The sequence below is a fragment of the Microbacterium phyllosphaerae genome, from assembly GCF_050628115.1.
GTDB classification, from domain to species: domain Bacteria; phylum Actinomycetota; class Actinomycetes; order Actinomycetales; family Microbacteriaceae; genus Microbacterium; species Microbacterium phyllosphaerae_A.
Genome location: NZ_CP192502.1, coordinates 2754843 through 2768911, shown reverse-complemented (window position 1 = coordinate 2768911; position 14069 = coordinate 2754843). Strand labels below are relative to the sequence as shown.

19 protein-coding genes and 1 tRNA gene are annotated in these 14069 nt (G+C 67.7%); 3 read left to right on the top strand and 17 right to left on the bottom strand.

Annotation, left to right across the window (positions count from 1 at the left end; genetic code table 11):
• From ACQ4LY_RS13170 to ACQ4LY_RS13150, 5 genes are all read right to left on the bottom strand, one after another.
• Window positions 1-657, bottom strand: a complete 657-nt coding sequence (locus tag ACQ4LY_RS13170; protein WP_431072154.1) for an SDR family oxidoreductase — start codon at window positions 655-657, stop codon at window positions 1-3.
• 45 nt (window positions 658-702) lie between these two features.
• Complete coding sequence (locus ACQ4LY_RS13165; RefSeq protein WP_431072152.1) at window positions 703-1230, bottom strand: hypothetical protein; 528 nt, start codon at window positions 1228-1230, stop codon at window positions 703-705.
• Window positions 1227-2018, bottom strand: coding sequence for a hypothetical protein (locus tag ACQ4LY_RS13160; protein WP_431072150.1), 792 nt, complete (start codon window positions 2016-2018; stop codon window positions 1227-1229). Before ACQ4LY_RS13160 ends, ACQ4LY_RS13165 begins: the two co-directional genes overlap by 4 nt.
• A gap of 62 nt (window positions 2019-2080) precedes the next feature.
• On the bottom strand, window positions 2081-3145 hold the full coding sequence (locus ACQ4LY_RS13155; protein WP_431072148.1) for an NAD(P)-binding domain-containing protein: 1065 nt from the start codon (window positions 3143-3145) through the stop codon (window positions 2081-2083).
• A gap of 42 nt (window positions 3146-3187) precedes the next feature.
• A complete protein-coding gene (locus tag ACQ4LY_RS13150) occupies window positions 3188-3628 on the bottom strand; it encodes a GNAT family N-acetyltransferase (protein WP_431072146.1) in 441 nt (146 codons plus the stop codon).
• A gap of 108 nt (window positions 3629-3736) precedes the next feature.
• Between ACQ4LY_RS13150 and ACQ4LY_RS13145 the strand changes: the two genes are divergently transcribed.
• Window positions 3737-3809 (top strand) — tRNA-Ala (locus ACQ4LY_RS13145).
• Window positions 3810-3902: 93 nt separating this feature from the next.
• Here ACQ4LY_RS13145 and ACQ4LY_RS13140 read toward each other — a convergent pair.
• Window positions 3903-4232 carry a hypothetical protein gene (locus ACQ4LY_RS13140; RefSeq protein ID WP_431072144.1) on the bottom strand — a complete coding sequence of 110 codons (330 nt, stop codon included), beginning with the start codon at window positions 4230-4232 and terminating at the stop codon, window positions 3903-3905.
• A gap of 328 nt (window positions 4233-4560) precedes the next feature.
• Between ACQ4LY_RS13140 and ACQ4LY_RS13135 the strand changes: the two genes are divergently transcribed.
• Both ACQ4LY_RS13135 and ACQ4LY_RS13130 read left to right on the top strand, forming a co-directional pair.
• The gene (locus ACQ4LY_RS13135) at window positions 4561-5691 is read left to right on the top strand and encodes an AI-2E family transporter (RefSeq protein WP_431075683.1); all 1131 of its coding nucleotides are present in this window, start codon (window positions 4561-4563) and stop codon (window positions 5689-5691) included.
• 139 nt (window positions 5692-5830) lie between these two features.
• Complete coding sequence (locus ACQ4LY_RS13130) at window positions 5831-6010, top strand: hypothetical protein (protein WP_431072142.1); 180 nt, start codon at window positions 5831-5833, stop codon at window positions 6008-6010.
• 48 nt (window positions 6011-6058) lie between these two features.
• Here the strand turns inward: ACQ4LY_RS13130 and ACQ4LY_RS13125 are convergent, their stop codons facing one another.
• From ACQ4LY_RS13125 to rplU, 11 genes are all read right to left on the bottom strand, one after another.
• The gene (locus ACQ4LY_RS13125; RefSeq protein WP_431072140.1) at window positions 6059-6340 is read right to left on the bottom strand and encodes a hypothetical protein; all 282 of its coding nucleotides are present in this window, start codon (window positions 6338-6340) and stop codon (window positions 6059-6061) included.
• Between the two features lie 102 nt (window positions 6341-6442).
• Window positions 6443-7135, bottom strand: a complete 693-nt coding sequence (locus ACQ4LY_RS13120; RefSeq protein ID WP_431072138.1) for an SDR family oxidoreductase — start codon at window positions 7133-7135, stop codon at window positions 6443-6445.
• A 1-nt stretch (window position 7136) separates the two neighbouring features.
• Window positions 7137-7520 carry a ribosome silencing factor gene (gene rsfS, locus ACQ4LY_RS13115; protein ID WP_431072136.1) on the bottom strand — a complete coding sequence of 128 codons (384 nt, stop codon included), beginning with the start codon at window positions 7518-7520 and terminating at the stop codon, window positions 7137-7139.
• Window positions 7520-8797 carry a hypothetical protein gene (locus tag ACQ4LY_RS13110; protein WP_431072134.1) on the bottom strand — a complete coding sequence of 426 codons (1278 nt, stop codon included), beginning with the start codon at window positions 8795-8797 and terminating at the stop codon, window positions 7520-7522. The genes rsfS and ACQ4LY_RS13110 overlap by 1 nt, the downstream gene beginning before the upstream one ends.
• The gene (gene nadD, locus ACQ4LY_RS13105) at window positions 8794-9396 is read right to left on the bottom strand and encodes a nicotinate-nucleotide adenylyltransferase (protein ID WP_056307178.1); all 603 of its coding nucleotides are present in this window, start codon (window positions 9394-9396) and stop codon (window positions 8794-8796) included. The genes ACQ4LY_RS13110 and nadD overlap by 4 nt, the downstream gene beginning before the upstream one ends.
• 6 nt (window positions 9397-9402) lie before the next feature.
• A complete protein-coding gene (locus ACQ4LY_RS13100; protein WP_431072132.1) occupies window positions 9403-9627 on the bottom strand; it encodes a hypothetical protein in 225 nt (74 codons plus the stop codon).
• A 66-nt stretch (window positions 9628-9693) separates the two neighbouring features.
• Window positions 9694-10947, bottom strand: coding sequence for a glutamate-5-semialdehyde dehydrogenase (locus ACQ4LY_RS13095; RefSeq protein ID WP_431072130.1), 1254 nt, complete (start codon window positions 10945-10947; stop codon window positions 9694-9696).
• A 9-nt stretch (window positions 10948-10956) separates the two neighbouring features.
• Window positions 10957-11742: a glutamate 5-kinase gene (gene proB / locus ACQ4LY_RS13090; protein ID WP_056516726.1), complete on the bottom strand. Its 786-nt coding sequence runs from the start codon at window positions 11740-11742 to the stop codon at window positions 10957-10959.
• A complete protein-coding gene (gene obgE / locus ACQ4LY_RS13085) occupies window positions 11739-13241 on the bottom strand; it encodes a GTPase ObgE (protein WP_431072127.1) in 1503 nt (500 codons plus the stop codon). Before obgE ends, proB begins: the two co-directional genes overlap by 4 nt.
• A gap of 127 nt (window positions 13242-13368) precedes the next feature.
• Window positions 13369-13626 (bottom strand): 50S ribosomal protein L27, encoded by a 258-nt coding sequence (gene rpmA, locus ACQ4LY_RS13080; RefSeq protein ID WP_028501603.1) that lies wholly within the window; start codon window positions 13624-13626, stop codon window positions 13369-13371.
• A gap of 19 nt (window positions 13627-13645) precedes the next feature.
• Window positions 13646-13954 carry a 50S ribosomal protein L21 gene (gene rplU, locus ACQ4LY_RS13075; RefSeq protein WP_028501602.1) on the bottom strand — a complete coding sequence of 103 codons (309 nt, stop codon included), beginning with the start codon at window positions 13952-13954 and terminating at the stop codon, window positions 13646-13648.
• Between the last annotated feature and the right edge of the window lie 115 nt (window positions 13955-14069).

Here is a 14069-nt window from a genome sequence, read left to right as displayed (position 1 = left end):
TCAGGCGCTGAGAGCGTCGGCGATCAGCACAGCCGACTCGGCGGAGCCGTTCCCGAACCGGATCGTGCGACCGAAGGTCGACGGGTTGCCGACGGACTCGGCGATCACGGCCGCCACGTCGGCACGGGAGACCTCTCCCTTGCCCTCGGGATCGAGGACGATGCGGCCGGTCGGCTCGTCGAACGTGAGGGTTCCGGGTCCGAGGATCGTGCCGTCGAGTTCGGTGCTGCGCAGATGCTCGTCGGCCGCCCACTTCGCGTCCGCATAGGGGAAGAAGTCCGCGTCCTCCGCGACACCGTGGTCGGCTTTCGAGCCGATCCACGACACCATGACATAGCGTCCGGTTCCGGCCTCGGCCGAAGCATCCATCGTGCGGATCGCGGCATCGCGGTCGACCGCATAGGTGCGTTCCGCGGATCCGCCGCCGGCACCCGCTGACCAGACCACGGCGTCGTGACCTCGGATGATGTCCGCGAGCTCGGCCGTGCCGAGGGTCTCGACGTCTGCGACCAGCGCCCGGGCTCCCGTCTCTTCGACCTCGGCGACGTGATCCGGGTTGCGGATGACCGATGTGACCTCATCACCGCGGGCGACGAGGAGAGGAGCGAGCAGCAGGGCGATGCGGCCGTGGCCGCCGAAGACGATGATTCGCGACATGCCTTCACCCTACGCGCCTCTGTCGACACCGGCTCGGGGATGCGGTCAGCGAGGGCCCTGCGAGCTGTCGATGACGAAGGCCTGCGGGTGCCCGGGGAGGTAGCGGACCACGACCGGCTCTCCGGAGGGCAGGTACGCATCACGATCGGGGTACACGGCCGGAGTGAAGAAGTTGCTCTCGATCGTGTACTCCACTCCGTTCGGGGTCGTGAACGTCACCCAGTCGCCGTCGACGGTGCCGGTCGTCGGCTGACCGTGCTCGTGGATGTAGGCGCGCGTGATCGGCACCCCCGTGAGACTGAGGATGCCGACCACGAGGTTCGCCAGCATGATGAAGGCGAGGGTGCGGAACACGATGCGCCGCGCGGTGCCCGCCGCCTGCCCCCGTGTGGCGACCTCGCCGTGGAGCAGCCCTTCGCGCTCGCGGACACGCCGCAACGACACTCCGGGCGCCGAACCTGAGAAGGACATGGCGAAGAGACCGAGAATGGAGAAGCCCGCGATGAACACCATCGCGTATCCATGCGCCGCGGGGAAGTTGATAAGCCAGATCAGTGTGTCGAGGATATTCATCGTCCGGCTTCCTTCTCGATCGTCACGGCCACGGTCTGCGGATCCTCCCGGCGGTAGAACGCCCAGATCGGCGCGCCGACCTGGAAACGCGAGATCGCCTCGGGGTACGCGAACACCGTCGTGTCGGTCTCCCACGTCGAGGCACCCTCTGGCGCCATGAGCACCCTGAGCTCGAGCTCGCTCTGGCCCTCGAGGCGCCGCCCGGTCGGTCGCACCGCCAGCACCGACGCGGGCACCTGCGTGCCCGTCGTTCGCGCCTTCACCAGACGAGGGTCGATGAGCCCGCGATCGATCCGCCACTGCAGCAACGCGTCGCGCACAGCCGCATCGGTGACGTCGGCGAGTTCGACCGTGTCCTGGTCGGTGACGCTGTACCTCACGGGGATCGGCTGTCCGATCTGGAGAGAGGAGAGATCACCGGGGTCGACGAGCATCCGCAGCTGTCCGACGAAGTCCTCGCCCGATTTCGGCGTCACCCGGATGAACAGGTCGTACTGCGGCACATCGTTGACGGTGAGACCGGTGCGGGAGATCTCGACGATGCGGCCCACGCCGACCTGCGACTCCCCCCGCACCCGCTTGCGGCGACCGAGGCCCGACATCGTGCCTCCGAAGGTGAGGATCAGCCCCCAGGCGACGCCGATGATGATCGGCCCACCCAGCGTGTCCTCGCCGGAGAAGGGCAGGATCGAGTCGCGCTGATCGATGCCGAACAGGCCCTCGCCGGTCCAGATGACGAGCCATGCCGACAGCAGCAGCCAGATGACCAGGACGACGATGCGGATCATGCCCTCAGCGTAGCGAGGACCTGCCGACGGATCGCGCAATGGGCGCCGAGGATCCCGTCTGATCACACGGTGCGGACGGATGCCCCGGCCAGCGCGCGCTGCACGCCCTTCGCCGCCGAGCGCCCCGCCCTGTTCGCTCCGATCGTGCTCGCGGACGGACCGTAGCCGACGAGCTGGATGCGAGGGTCCCGCACCGCAGTCGTTCCGCGTCCTTCGCGGTCGAGCTGGATGCCGCCCGCCGCACTGCGCAGGTACAGCGGCGCGAGGTGGGCGATCGCGGGACGGAACCCGGTCGCCCACAGGATCACGTCGACGCGCTCGAACGACCCGTCGGCCCAGCGGACGCCGTCCGGCTCGATGCGCGCGAACATCGGGCGACGTGCGGCGTAGGCCCCCAGACGCTCGGCCTCGCGTTCCTGCGGCCGCAGCATCAGGCCCGTCACGCTCACCACGCTCTGGGGCGGGAGGCCCTGCGCCACCCGTTTCTCGACGAGAGCCACCGCCGCCGCCCCGGCTTCCGGGGTGAAGTCGTCACCTCGCCAGACAGGCTCCGTGCGGGTCACCCACAGGGTGTCGGTGAGCGGGGCCAGCGCTCCGAGGAACTGGACTGCTGAGGCCCCGCCGCCGACGACGAGCACCCTCTTACCCACGAAGTGCGCGGGCCCCGGGTAGTCGACGGTGTGCAGCTGCTCCCCGAGGAATGTCTCCATTCCCGGGTAGTGCGGCAGGAACGGATGCGTCCAGGTGCCCGTGGCATTCACGATCGTGCGCGCGCGCCACTGCCGGTCCCCCGCGTGCACCACGAGGATCCCGTCCTCGTCCGTCACCCGGTCGACGCGCACGGGGCGCACCACCGGGAGGTGATGCTCACGCTCATATGCGGCGAAGTATGCCGGAACCGCGATGTTCGCCCGCTGCGCGTCGCGCGGAGGGGGCGCATCGTCCGGCAACTCGGCCACACCGTGCACGTCGCGCATCGTCAGGGCATCCCACCGATGCCGCCAGGCACCGCCGGGCTCGGCGTCGGAGTCGAGCACGACGTGGGAGATGCCGAGACGGGTCAGATGGAAGGAGGCCGACAGACCGGCCTGACCGGCGCCGATCACGACGCTGTCCAGGATGCTCACGGTGATGTCAACGCCTGGGGGCGCATGGTTGTTCCGACGCTGTCAGAGCGCGATCTGGTAGTGCGTGTAGCCGGTGTGCGTCGCCACGCGTTCGTAGAGCGTCCGCGCCGTGGTGTTGCCCTCCTGCGTGAGCCAGTAGACCTTGGCGCAGCCCTGCGCCTCCGCCCAGTCGCGCACGTGGGCGATCAACGCCCGTCCGGCGCCCGACCCGCGCGACTCTGGGGCGACGAACAGGTCCTCGAGATAGCAGTAGTCCACGTCGCTCCACGTGGCCGAGTGGGTGAGCCAGTGCACGATGCCGATCGCGTGGCCAGCGTCGTCACGCGCGATGGCGCCGTGGATCTCGCGGTCGCCGACGATGCGGTCGAAAGTGTGCCTCGTGACAGCGTCGGCGATATCCGCTCCGTAGAACGTCAGGTAGCCGCCCCAGAGCGAGGACCATTCCTTGAAGTCGTCTCGAGTGACAGCGGTGATCTTCATCATGCCGTCCACCCTAAGGCGACGCGCCCGGGAGCCAGGCCCCGATTGGTGTTGCGCGCGATCCGTGTAGTACTCTGTTCAAGTTGCTTCGAGCAGTCAGGAAGCAGTTCTGGGCCTGTGGCGCAGCTGGTAGCGCACCTGCATGGCATGCAGGGGGTCGGGGGTTCGAGTCCCCCCAGGTCCACAACGAAACCCGCGAGAGATCGCGGGTTTTCTTGTATCCGCACGCGGTTGCGCCCGTGCCGCGCCGTGCCGTGCCGCAGCCGGCAGGTCCGCTTTACGGAACGGGCTCGAACAGCTCGCCGATGTCGCAGAGGACGTCCCCGTCCGGCAGAGCCCAGACGGCGCGGTCCCCCTGCACCATCGGCCGGAGCAGACCCAACCCGGGAATGGTCGGCCACCGATTCCCGCGGAGGAACTCGCCCTCCTGCAGGAACGACGCGACTGCGACAGCGAGCCGCTGATGCTGCTCGGCGCAGACACGCAGCGTTCGATCGGCGACATCGAGGTGGGCGGCCAACGCGCCCTCCTCCCCCAGCTCTATGCCAGCGACGAGCGGGTCGACTGGCAGGCCGACCGTTGCGAAGTCCCTGACCGCCGACCGCATGATCGCCTCCGCACGGAATCGATGCCGTAACCGCGTCCTGGTCAGCACACTCATCGGCGGCACTCCTCTCATCCGACGACGACGCACGACCGCGCGTCATATCGCCCTCACATCTATAGAGAGTCGCGAACCGGGCTTCTGTTACGCGACGACTCGATGCGAATTGCGCCATACGGCGTCGTCGCGTGCAGTGTCGCCCGGTGAACGCGACAGACTGGGGTGTGCACCCGAACGCCAGGGGCTTGTCTTCCCCCGGGCGTCCCGGATAGACATACGAGGCCATCGATCGCCGAAGCGGCGATCCCTGAAGAGCGGGAGAACACGAGTGCTGGGACTTTTTCGACGACCTGAGCCCCTGCCAGACCGCGTCGCAGCGCCCCGAGAGCCCGGCCTCTGGTCCAGAGGCCTTGGGCTCGCCGCGACCCGCAGTCTGCAGACGCTGGCGGTGCTCGCGCTCGTCGCCGTCGGCGTCCTGGTGATCACCCAGCTGTCGCTGGTCTTCATCCCGGTCACGATCGCGCTGATCCTCGCCTCCGCGATCCATCCTCTCGTCGCTCTGATGCGACGCAAGGGAGTCCCGTCGATCCTGGCGACGTGGATCGCACTGATCGGCATCCTCGCGATCCTCGGGGGCATCGTGTGGGTGATCGTCCTCACCGTTCGCTCCCAGTGGGATGACCTCGTCGAATCCACCACCGACGGCATCGCCCAGGTGACGGCGTGGCTGGGCACGTTGCCCTTCGACATCTCGGCGATCGATCTCGACGACGTCTGGGCGAGCGCCGGAGAGTTCCTCACCAGCGCCTCCTTCGGGCGCGGAGCCCTCGCAGGCGTCTCGGCGACCGCGAGCTTCTTCACGGGCCTGGCCCTGATGATCGTCGTGCTCTTCTTCTTCCTCAAAGACGGACCGCGCATCTGGGAGTTCCTGCTCCGCCCCTTCACCGGAGAGTCCTACGAGCGGGCCCGCCGCATCGGTGACAAGACGGTCGACGTGTTCGGCGGCTACATCCGCGGGACGTCCATCGTCGCGGCCGCCGACGCCCTCGGCATCGGGATCGGCCTCGCCATCCTTCAGATCCCGCTGGCGATCCCGCTCGCCGTGATCGTCTTCCTGACGGCGTTCATCCCGCTCGTCGGTGCGACGGCCGCCGGGATCCTCGCGGCTCTCGTCGCCCTCGTCACGCACGGCCCTGTCGCGGCCCTCATCGTCGTCGGAATCGTCGTGCTCGTGAATCAACTCGAGGGCAACTTCCTGCAGCCCGTCGTGATGGCTCGTTCGCTCAAACTCCACGCCCTCGTCATCCTGCTCGCCCTGACCACGGGGACGATCCTCGGCGGAATCGTCGGTGCCGTCCTCTCGGTGCCGATCGCCGCTGTCGCCTGGGGGATCATCACCGTGTGGGACGGCCCGCACACCCCGGCCCGCCCGTTCCGGAAGAAGCGCCCGGAAGAGGTCTGATCGGGACGCCCCGGAGCGTCCTGCACCGCGGCGTCATTCGGCGCTGACTTACTCCTCGTGAGCTGCGTGGTCAACCCGCTCCCTGGTCAAGCACCGGGCGCCCTAGCGTGTGGTCACGATGACACGAGAGGAGTCCATCATGTCCACACCGACCCCACCACTGGTCCCGTTGCCTGACGACGGCGACCCCACAGGCGTTCCCGAGCGCGAGGTCGACGGCGAAGCCGTCCTCGACACGGACGTCGATGCCGATCAGGTCGACGGCGCCGAGGCCGATCGCCTCGCTGCAGAACGACCGGCGTCCGACGACGGAGCCTGAACTCAGCGCGCGGCGGGGTTCGCTACCGGATCCCGCCGCTCGACGCCTTCAGCTCGCGAAGAGCGGAGGATGAGACGGAATGACGATCGGCCGCGTCGCTCTGCTCGGATCCTTGGCGCGCGCGACGGCTTCGAGCACCTCTGACGCGTTCGCATAGCGGGCCTCGAGTGGCAGGTCGCGCAGTCGAACGACCTCGACCCCGCCATCCGCCTCGTAGACGCAGGCAACGACGTGCCGTGGATCATCTGTGTCGTACCGCCGGTCGTTGATCACCCATTCCGATGCGGTGACACGACGCAGCACATATCTAGGCTCTGGATCTCCAGACATTCAACAGCCCTCCAAGACTTCTCTCCCCCAGCAGATCATCCATCGTGGACGCTGTGGCGGATACCCCCTTGACAGGGTCGGAAGGCGGAACCAGCCTCGAGGTCAGCCCGTCGGGCGAATCGTCAGGTCTGTCAGGGCGGCGTCATCGGGAAGATCGAGCGCGGTCAGGATGGTCGTCGCAACCGAATCCGCCGATATGAAACGCTTCGGGTCGTAATCACGACCTTCCTGCTGATGCACCCGTTCCTGCATGGGGGTCGCCGTGCGCCCAGGGTAGATCGAGGTCACTCGGACTCCGTGCTCGGCCTCTTCGGCGCGTAGCGAGTCTGCCAGCGCCTTGAGACCATGCTTCGAAGCCGCGTAGGCCGACCAGCCCGCATGCGCGTGCAGACCGGCACCCGAGTTTACGAAGACCACACGGCCGCGCGAGACGCGCAGCACGGGCAGCAGCAGCCGCGTGAGCTCTGCCGGTCCCACGAGGTTCACCGCGAGCTGACGCTCCCACAGGTTCGCCGGCAGGTCTGCCACCGATCCGAGGTCGACGACTCCCGCCGCATGTACGAGTGAGTCGATGCGCTCGGGAAGAGCCGCCTGCTTGGACAACGCCCACGACAACCGACCCGGCTGAGCGAGGTCGCCGACGATCGCAGAGGACCCAGGAAGCGCAGCGGTGATCTCTTTGGCGCGACCCGCATCGCGTGCGAGCACCACGACCTGATCACCCCGGTCGAGCAGACGGCGCGCCAGTACGGCACCGATGCCGGACCCGGCACCGGTGATCAGGTGGACGCTCATGTCAGCTGCGGTCTGCAGCGGCGGGGTCGGCGAGCTCGAAGGGGACCACGGGGCAGTCCTTCCACAGGCGCTCGAGGCCGTAGTAGACCCGCTCCTCCTGGTGGAAGACATGCACGATCAGGTCGCCGAAGTCGAGGAGCACCCAACGGGCCTCCGCACGACCCTCGCGACGGACACGCTTGTGCCCTGCCTCGATCAGCTTGTCCTCGATCTCATCGGCGATAGCGGCGACGTTGCGCTCGCTGTTTCCGGTGACGAGCAGGAAGATGTCGACGAGGGGCAGCGGCTCCGACACGTTCAGCGCGACGAGATCCTCACCGCCCTTCGAGACGGCGGCGTCTGCCGCGAGCTGGAGCATCTCAACGGCGTTTTCAGGTGACTGCATCAGAACACATTCGTGGTGAAGGCGACGATCAGGGACACGCCCAGCGCGAGCGCAAGACCACCCGCCACGATCGCGAGGATGAGCATGAGCTTGTTGCCCTTTTCGGGGGCGGGTGGGCGGATGACCTCGCCTGCGGGCTTGATGGTGCTGACGGCCGCGCTGGCGGCGATCGGCGTGGGCGAGGATGCCGGAGGCAGTTCGCCGTCGATGAGCACGGCGTCGACGTCCTTGCCGTCGGTGGTGCCGTGCGCGTGGCCCTGCGAGCCGAGGCCCTTGGGAAGTTCATAGGAGCCGGTCACGAGGATCTCACCGGTCGAGGCGACAGGACCGGACAGCGAGCCGTCGCCCGGGGAGGGATTGAAGATCAGCGTGTTCGGAGCGAGGTGCTGCGAACCGGTCGAGTCGCCGACCGTGAGCAGCTCGTCGAACGACGGCGAGAAGGGCTTGCGGATGTCGGCCTCCTCGCTGAGGAGACCCTGGCCGAACGCCGGGTTCACCGTCGGGTGCTCGCCGTCCGAGAGGTCGGCGTCATCCTTGCGGTCGACGTCAGCGAGGACATCATCGGGGTCGATCTCGTCGTGCTCGTCCGCAGAGTCGACCTCGATGCCGAGCTCTGCGACGGCGGCCGCGGCATCCGCTTCGGAGTCCGTCTCGTCGGCCGGCTCTCCCGCAGCGGGAGCGAGAGGGATCTCTCCGGAGGAGTCGACACTCGTCGAGGCGCTTACCGGGGTGTGAGCGACCTCGTCGTCGACCTCGTCATCAGCATCGTCGATGTCGTCTGCCGGCACGGTCGGGGTATACACGGGTACCGCGGCCGCGAGAGCCGGATTGTCGAGCAGAGGCTCTGCCGTGGCGGCGGTCTCTGCCGGAGCGTCATCGGCGGGGGCATCCTCCGCGGCCGCGCCATCGGTCTCATCTCCACCGTCGACCGGAACGGAACCTGTCTTGGCGAGCTCGCGCTCGCGAACCTGACGTCGCGTCAGCGGAACGGCACCCGCTTCGTCCGACGTGGCAGCGCCTTCGCCTGACGTCGCAACCGCTTCGCCGGAGGCGACAACCGCTTCGTCGTGAGCCACAGCATCTGCGACGGGAGCGCTCGACGCTTCGTCCTGCTCGACCGGCTCGTCTGCGCTGGGCAGCGGCGGAGCGGGCGGTGCCGCGACGGCGGCCGCCGCAGCCTCCTCCGGGGTGATGACAGGCGTGGAACCAGTCAACCGGATCTCACGCAGCTGCTTGCGCGTCAGCGGACCCTGATCCTGCCGATCCGATGTACTCATGCCTTGCTCCGATACAGATGATGCTTCGCGATGTATTGAACGACTCCGTCGGGGACGAGGTACCAGACCGGCTCGTCCTCACGGACCCGCGCACGGCAGGCCGTCGACGAGATGGACAGCGCCGGCACCTCAAGCTGGCTGACATTGTCGCTCGGGAGGCCGTCAGTGCTCAGGACGTGTCCTGGACGTGAGACCGCGACGAAGTGGGCCAACTCCCACAGTTCATCATGGTCCCTCCAACTGAGAATTTGCGCTACGGCGTCGGCCCCGGTGATGAAGAACAGCTCGGCGTCGGGCCGGCTCTTCTTCAGATCGCGCAGAGTGTCGATCGTGTAGGTGGGGCCCTCGCGGTCGACGTCGACCCGGCTGACGGTGAACTGCGGGTTGGATGCCGTGGCGATGACCGTCATGAGGTAGCGGTGCTCGCTCGGGGTGACCTCGGGCTTCTGCCAGGGGCGTCCCGTCGGGACGAAGACGACCTCGTCGAGATCGAAGGAGTGCGCGACCTCGCTGGCGGCGACCAGGTGCCCGTGGTGGATGGGGTCGAAAGTTCCGCCCATCACACCGATGCGCGCGGGACGCGAGGTCGTGTCGTCCATAGGGGCCTAGTGGCCGTGCCCTGCCTCGTGGCCGTCCTTGCCGTGCTTCGCCGCCCAGGCCTCGGCCTTGGCGGAGTGACGGTTGGCGACGTTCTTGTACGACAGCGTGACGAGGCCGAGGAAAGCGAACGCGATGATCGCGATCACGCCGAAGATCAGCGTCTCCAGCTGGACATTGCCGTGATGCTCGGTTTCGGCAGCGGCCATCGCGATCTGTGCGACGAGGTTCATCCTGACTCCGTTTCGTGGCTGGCGGGCATGACTCACGAGGAGCCACAGCGTCCCCTAGTCTAGCCCTCAGCCGCGGATCTGCCCCGACCCGCGCGCCAGCCATTTCGTGCTGGTCAGCTCGGAAAGCCCCATCGGCCCTCTCGCATGCAGCTTCTGGGTCGAGATGCCCACCTCAGCGCCGAACCCGAACTCGCCTCCGTCGGTGAAGCGGGTCGAGGTGTTGACCATCACCACGGCGGAGTCGACCTCGGCGAGGAAGCGCTCCGCATTGCGTGTGTCCGTGGTCACGATCGACTCCGTGTGCCCGGTGCTGTATCGACGGATGTGCGCGATCGCGTCGTCGAGCGTGTCGACGACCTTGATCGCGATGTCGAGGCTGAGGTACTCCGTCTCCCAGTCCTCCTCGGTCGCGGGGATCACGTTCGAGACGAGTCCGGCGACCATGTCGTCGCCGTGGATCGCGACGCCCTCGCTCTGCAGGGCGCTCGCGACCAAAGGCACCAGCCGAGGAGCGGCCTGGCGCAGCACGAGTACCGTCTCGACCGCATTGCAGACGCTGGGACGCTGCACCTTGGCGTTCACGACGATGTCGCTGGCCCAGTCCTCCGGCGCGCTCTCGTCGAGCACGATGTGCACATTGCCTGCACCGGTCTCGATGACGGGCACCGTCGACTCCGTGACGACCGTCTCGATGAGTCCTGCACTGCCGCGAGGGATGAGCACGTCGATGAATCCCCGCCCGTGCATGAGCGCCTTGGCGCCGTCGCGCCCGAAGTCGTCGACCGTCTGCACGGCCTCGGCTGTGACACCCGCACTCTCCAGAGCATCCCGCATGATCTGCACGAGCACGGTGTTCGAGTCGCGCGCGGCGCTGCCTCCGCGCAGCACGACGGCGTTGCCCGACCGCAGCGCGAGCGCGGCGATGTCCACCGTGACGTTGGGGCGCGCCTCGTAGATCGCTCCCACGACCCCGAACGGCACCCTGACCTGCTCGAGCGCGACGCCGTTCGGCATCCTGTGTCCGCCGACCACTCGTCCGACGGGGTCCGGCAGCGCAGCGACGTCACGCACCGCCGAGGCGAGGGCTGTGACGCGCTTCTCGTCGAGGCGCAGCCGGTCGATCAGCGAATCTCCGATGCCGTCGGCCCGACCCCGCGAGATGTCGAGTGCGTTGGCCTCGATGATCCTGAGCGCGCTGTGTTCGAGGGCGACGGCGATCGCCTCGAGAGCGCGCGCCTTGTCGTCGCTGGTAAGCGCGGCGGTGGCGCGGGACGCCTCTTTGGCGCGCTCCAGGCGCACCTGCGGAGTCTGGTCGGTCATCCGCCCAGTCTAGGAGAGCGCCGGCTCGAACCAGGTCCCTATGTCGGCACCCGAGAGAGCCTGATCGACCAGGTCTGCGCTGGTCACGAGCACGCCGATCCCGGAGGCCGCGGCGAGCCGCGCAGCCGACACCTTGGTGGCCGCTCCCCCGGTGCCGACGCTGTTGACGACCGTCGAGCCGAACTCGAGGCCCGAGAGGTCGGCATCCGGTGCGACGACGTCGATCGGCTCGGCCGTCGGATCGGACGGAGGCTTCGTGTAGAGCGACTCGATGTCGCTGAGCAGCACGAGAGCGTCAGCCTCGATGAGCTGCGCGACGAGCGCGCCCAGGCGGTCATTGTCTCCGAAGCGGATCTCCTGAGTCGCGACCGTGTCGTTCTCGTTCACGATCGGGAGGATGCGCAGACCGAGCAGCCTCTCCATGGCCCGACGCGCATTCGAACGCGAAGTCGGATTCTCGAGGTCGCCGGTGGTGAGCAGCACCTGCCCCGCGACGATGTCGAAGGGACGAAGCGACTCCTGATAGCGGTAGACGAGGATGTTCTGGCCGACGGCTGCCGCGGCCTGCTGCGTCGCGAGATCGGTGGGTCGCGCGTCGAGACGCAGGAACGGGATGCCGGTGGCGATCGCTCCGGACGACACCAGGATGACCTCGGCGCCGCGCGCATGAGCCGCGGCCAGCGCCTCCACCAGCACGGGGATGCGCCAGGACGACTCTCCGCTGATGGAGGACGACCCCACCTTCACGACGATGCGCGAGGCGGTGGCGAGGTCCGCCCTGGTGCGAGCGGTCACTCCCCGTCCTCGCGGTACGCCGCGACGCGCTGAGCCTCGACCTCGGCGCGGGCCTCGGCTTTGGCGTCCATGCGCTCGTAGTAGGTCTCGCGACGCTCGGAGGTGGTGCGACGGCTGTTCGGTGCCAGACGAGGGTCGGTGCCTCGCGGAGCGGCCATGAGCTCTGCAGCGGAGGTCATGGTCGGCTCCCAATCGAAGACGATGCTGTCGCCCTCGCCGATGACGACGGTCGATCCCTGTACCGCACCGAGGCGGAACAGCTCATCCTCGACGCCGAGCTTCTCGAGACGGTCGGCGAGGAATCCGACGGCTTCCTCGTTCTGGAAGTCGGTCTGCTGGACCCAGCGCACCGGCTTCTCACCGAGGATGCGGTAGAGGTTGCCATAGGTGCCGCCCTCGACACGGATCTCGAACCCCTTCTTGGGGCCCCTCGGGCGGAGGACGACACGCTCGCGCGGCGTCTCGTTGGCCGCGAGCTCGGCACGGTGCGCGTCGACGATGTCGCCGAGCGCGAAGGTCAACGGACGCAGCCCCTCATGCGAGACGGTGGAGATGTCGAACACTCGGAAGCCGCGTGCCTCGAGGTCGGGGCGCACGAGGTCGGCGAGGTCACGGGCCTCAGGCACATCGATCTTGTTCAGCGCGATGAGCTGAGGGCGCTCGAGCAGAGGCGTCTGACCTTCAGGGACCTCGTACGCCGCGAGCTCGCCGAGGATCACGTCGAGGTCGGAGATCGGGTCGCGTCCCGGCTCGAGCGTCGCGCAGTCGAGCACGTGCAGGAGAGCCGTGCAGCGCTCGACATGGCGCAGGAACTCGAGACCGAGGCCTCGTCCTTCGCTCGCGCCTTCGATCAGACCGGGGACGTCAGCGACGGTGTAGCGCGAGTCTCCCGCCTGGACGACTCCGAGGTTCGGATGGAGCGTGGTGAACGGGTAGTCGGCGATCTTCGGACGAGCGGCAGAGATCGCGCCGATCAGGCTCGACTTGCCGGCCGAGGGGTAGCCCACCAGGGCCACGTCGGCGACCGTCTTGAGCTCGAGGATGACATCGCCCTCGGTGCCGGGTGTGCCGAGCAGTGCGAATCCGGGCGCCTTGCGCTTCGGAGTCGCGAGAGCCGCATTGCCGAGGCCGCCGTATCCGCCCTTCGCGACGACGAACCGCTCACCGGGCTCGATCATGTCGATCAGCACTTCACCGGCCGGGTTCTTCACCACGGTGCCGACGGGAACGGGAAGCTCGAGGTCCTCGCCCATGAATCCCGCGCGGTGGTCGCCCATGCCGGGCCCGCCGTTGCCGGAGCTGCGGTGCGGCGAGTGGTGGTAAGAGAGAAGCGTTCCCGTCTGGGTGTCAGCGACGAGGACGACGTCGCCGCCGTCGCCGCCGTTACCGCCGTCGGGGCCACCCAGCGGCTTGAACTTCTCGCGGTGCACCGAGACACAGCCGTTGCCGCCCTTGCCCGCGCGCAGATGCAGCGTCACGGTGTCGACGAAACTGACCATGTCCCACTCCTCAATGATGATTTCGGCCTAGAACCGAAGTCGGCCTGAAACAGAAATTCGGCCTCAAACAGAAATTCGGGACGGGCCGAAGCCCGCCCCGAATCGGATGTCTACTGTCGTGCTGTGATCACTCAGCAGCGGCGACGATGTTGACGACCTTGCGGCCGCCCTTCGCGCCGAACTGGACCGCACCGGCGGCCAGAGCGAACAGCGTGTCGTCGCCACCACGGCCGACGTTCACGCCGGGGTGGAAGTGCGTGCCGCGCTGGCGGACGATGATCTCGCCGGCGAGAACCTGCTGTCCACCGAAACGCTTGACGCCAAGTCGCTGAGCGTTGGAGTCACGACCGTTACGGGTGGAGCTTGCGCCCTTTTTATGTGCCATGTCCTGGTCTCCTCGGTCTTTACTTGATGCCGGTGATCTTGACGCGCGTGAGCTCCTGACGGTGGCCCTGGCGCTTCTTGTAGCCGGTCTTGTTCTTGTACTTCTGGATGATGATCTTCGGGCCGCGGAGGTTGCCGATGACCTCAGCCGTGACCTTGACCTTCGCCAGCGAGTCAGCGTCGGTGGTCACCGTGGCGCCGTCGACGAGCAGCACTGCGGCCAGCTCGATCTTCTCGCCCTGGGCAGCCTTGACACGGTCGAGCTGAACGATCGTGCCGACCTCGACCTTCTCCTGCCGCCCACCGGCGCGCACTACTGCGTAAACCACTTCATACCTGTTTCGTTGGGGAGCTCGCAGCTCCGAGATCTCACGGGAAGACTGTTGCTTGCATGCGTCGCGGGGGGCGACGGGTACGAACGCAAGACTCTCCGCATCGACCGTC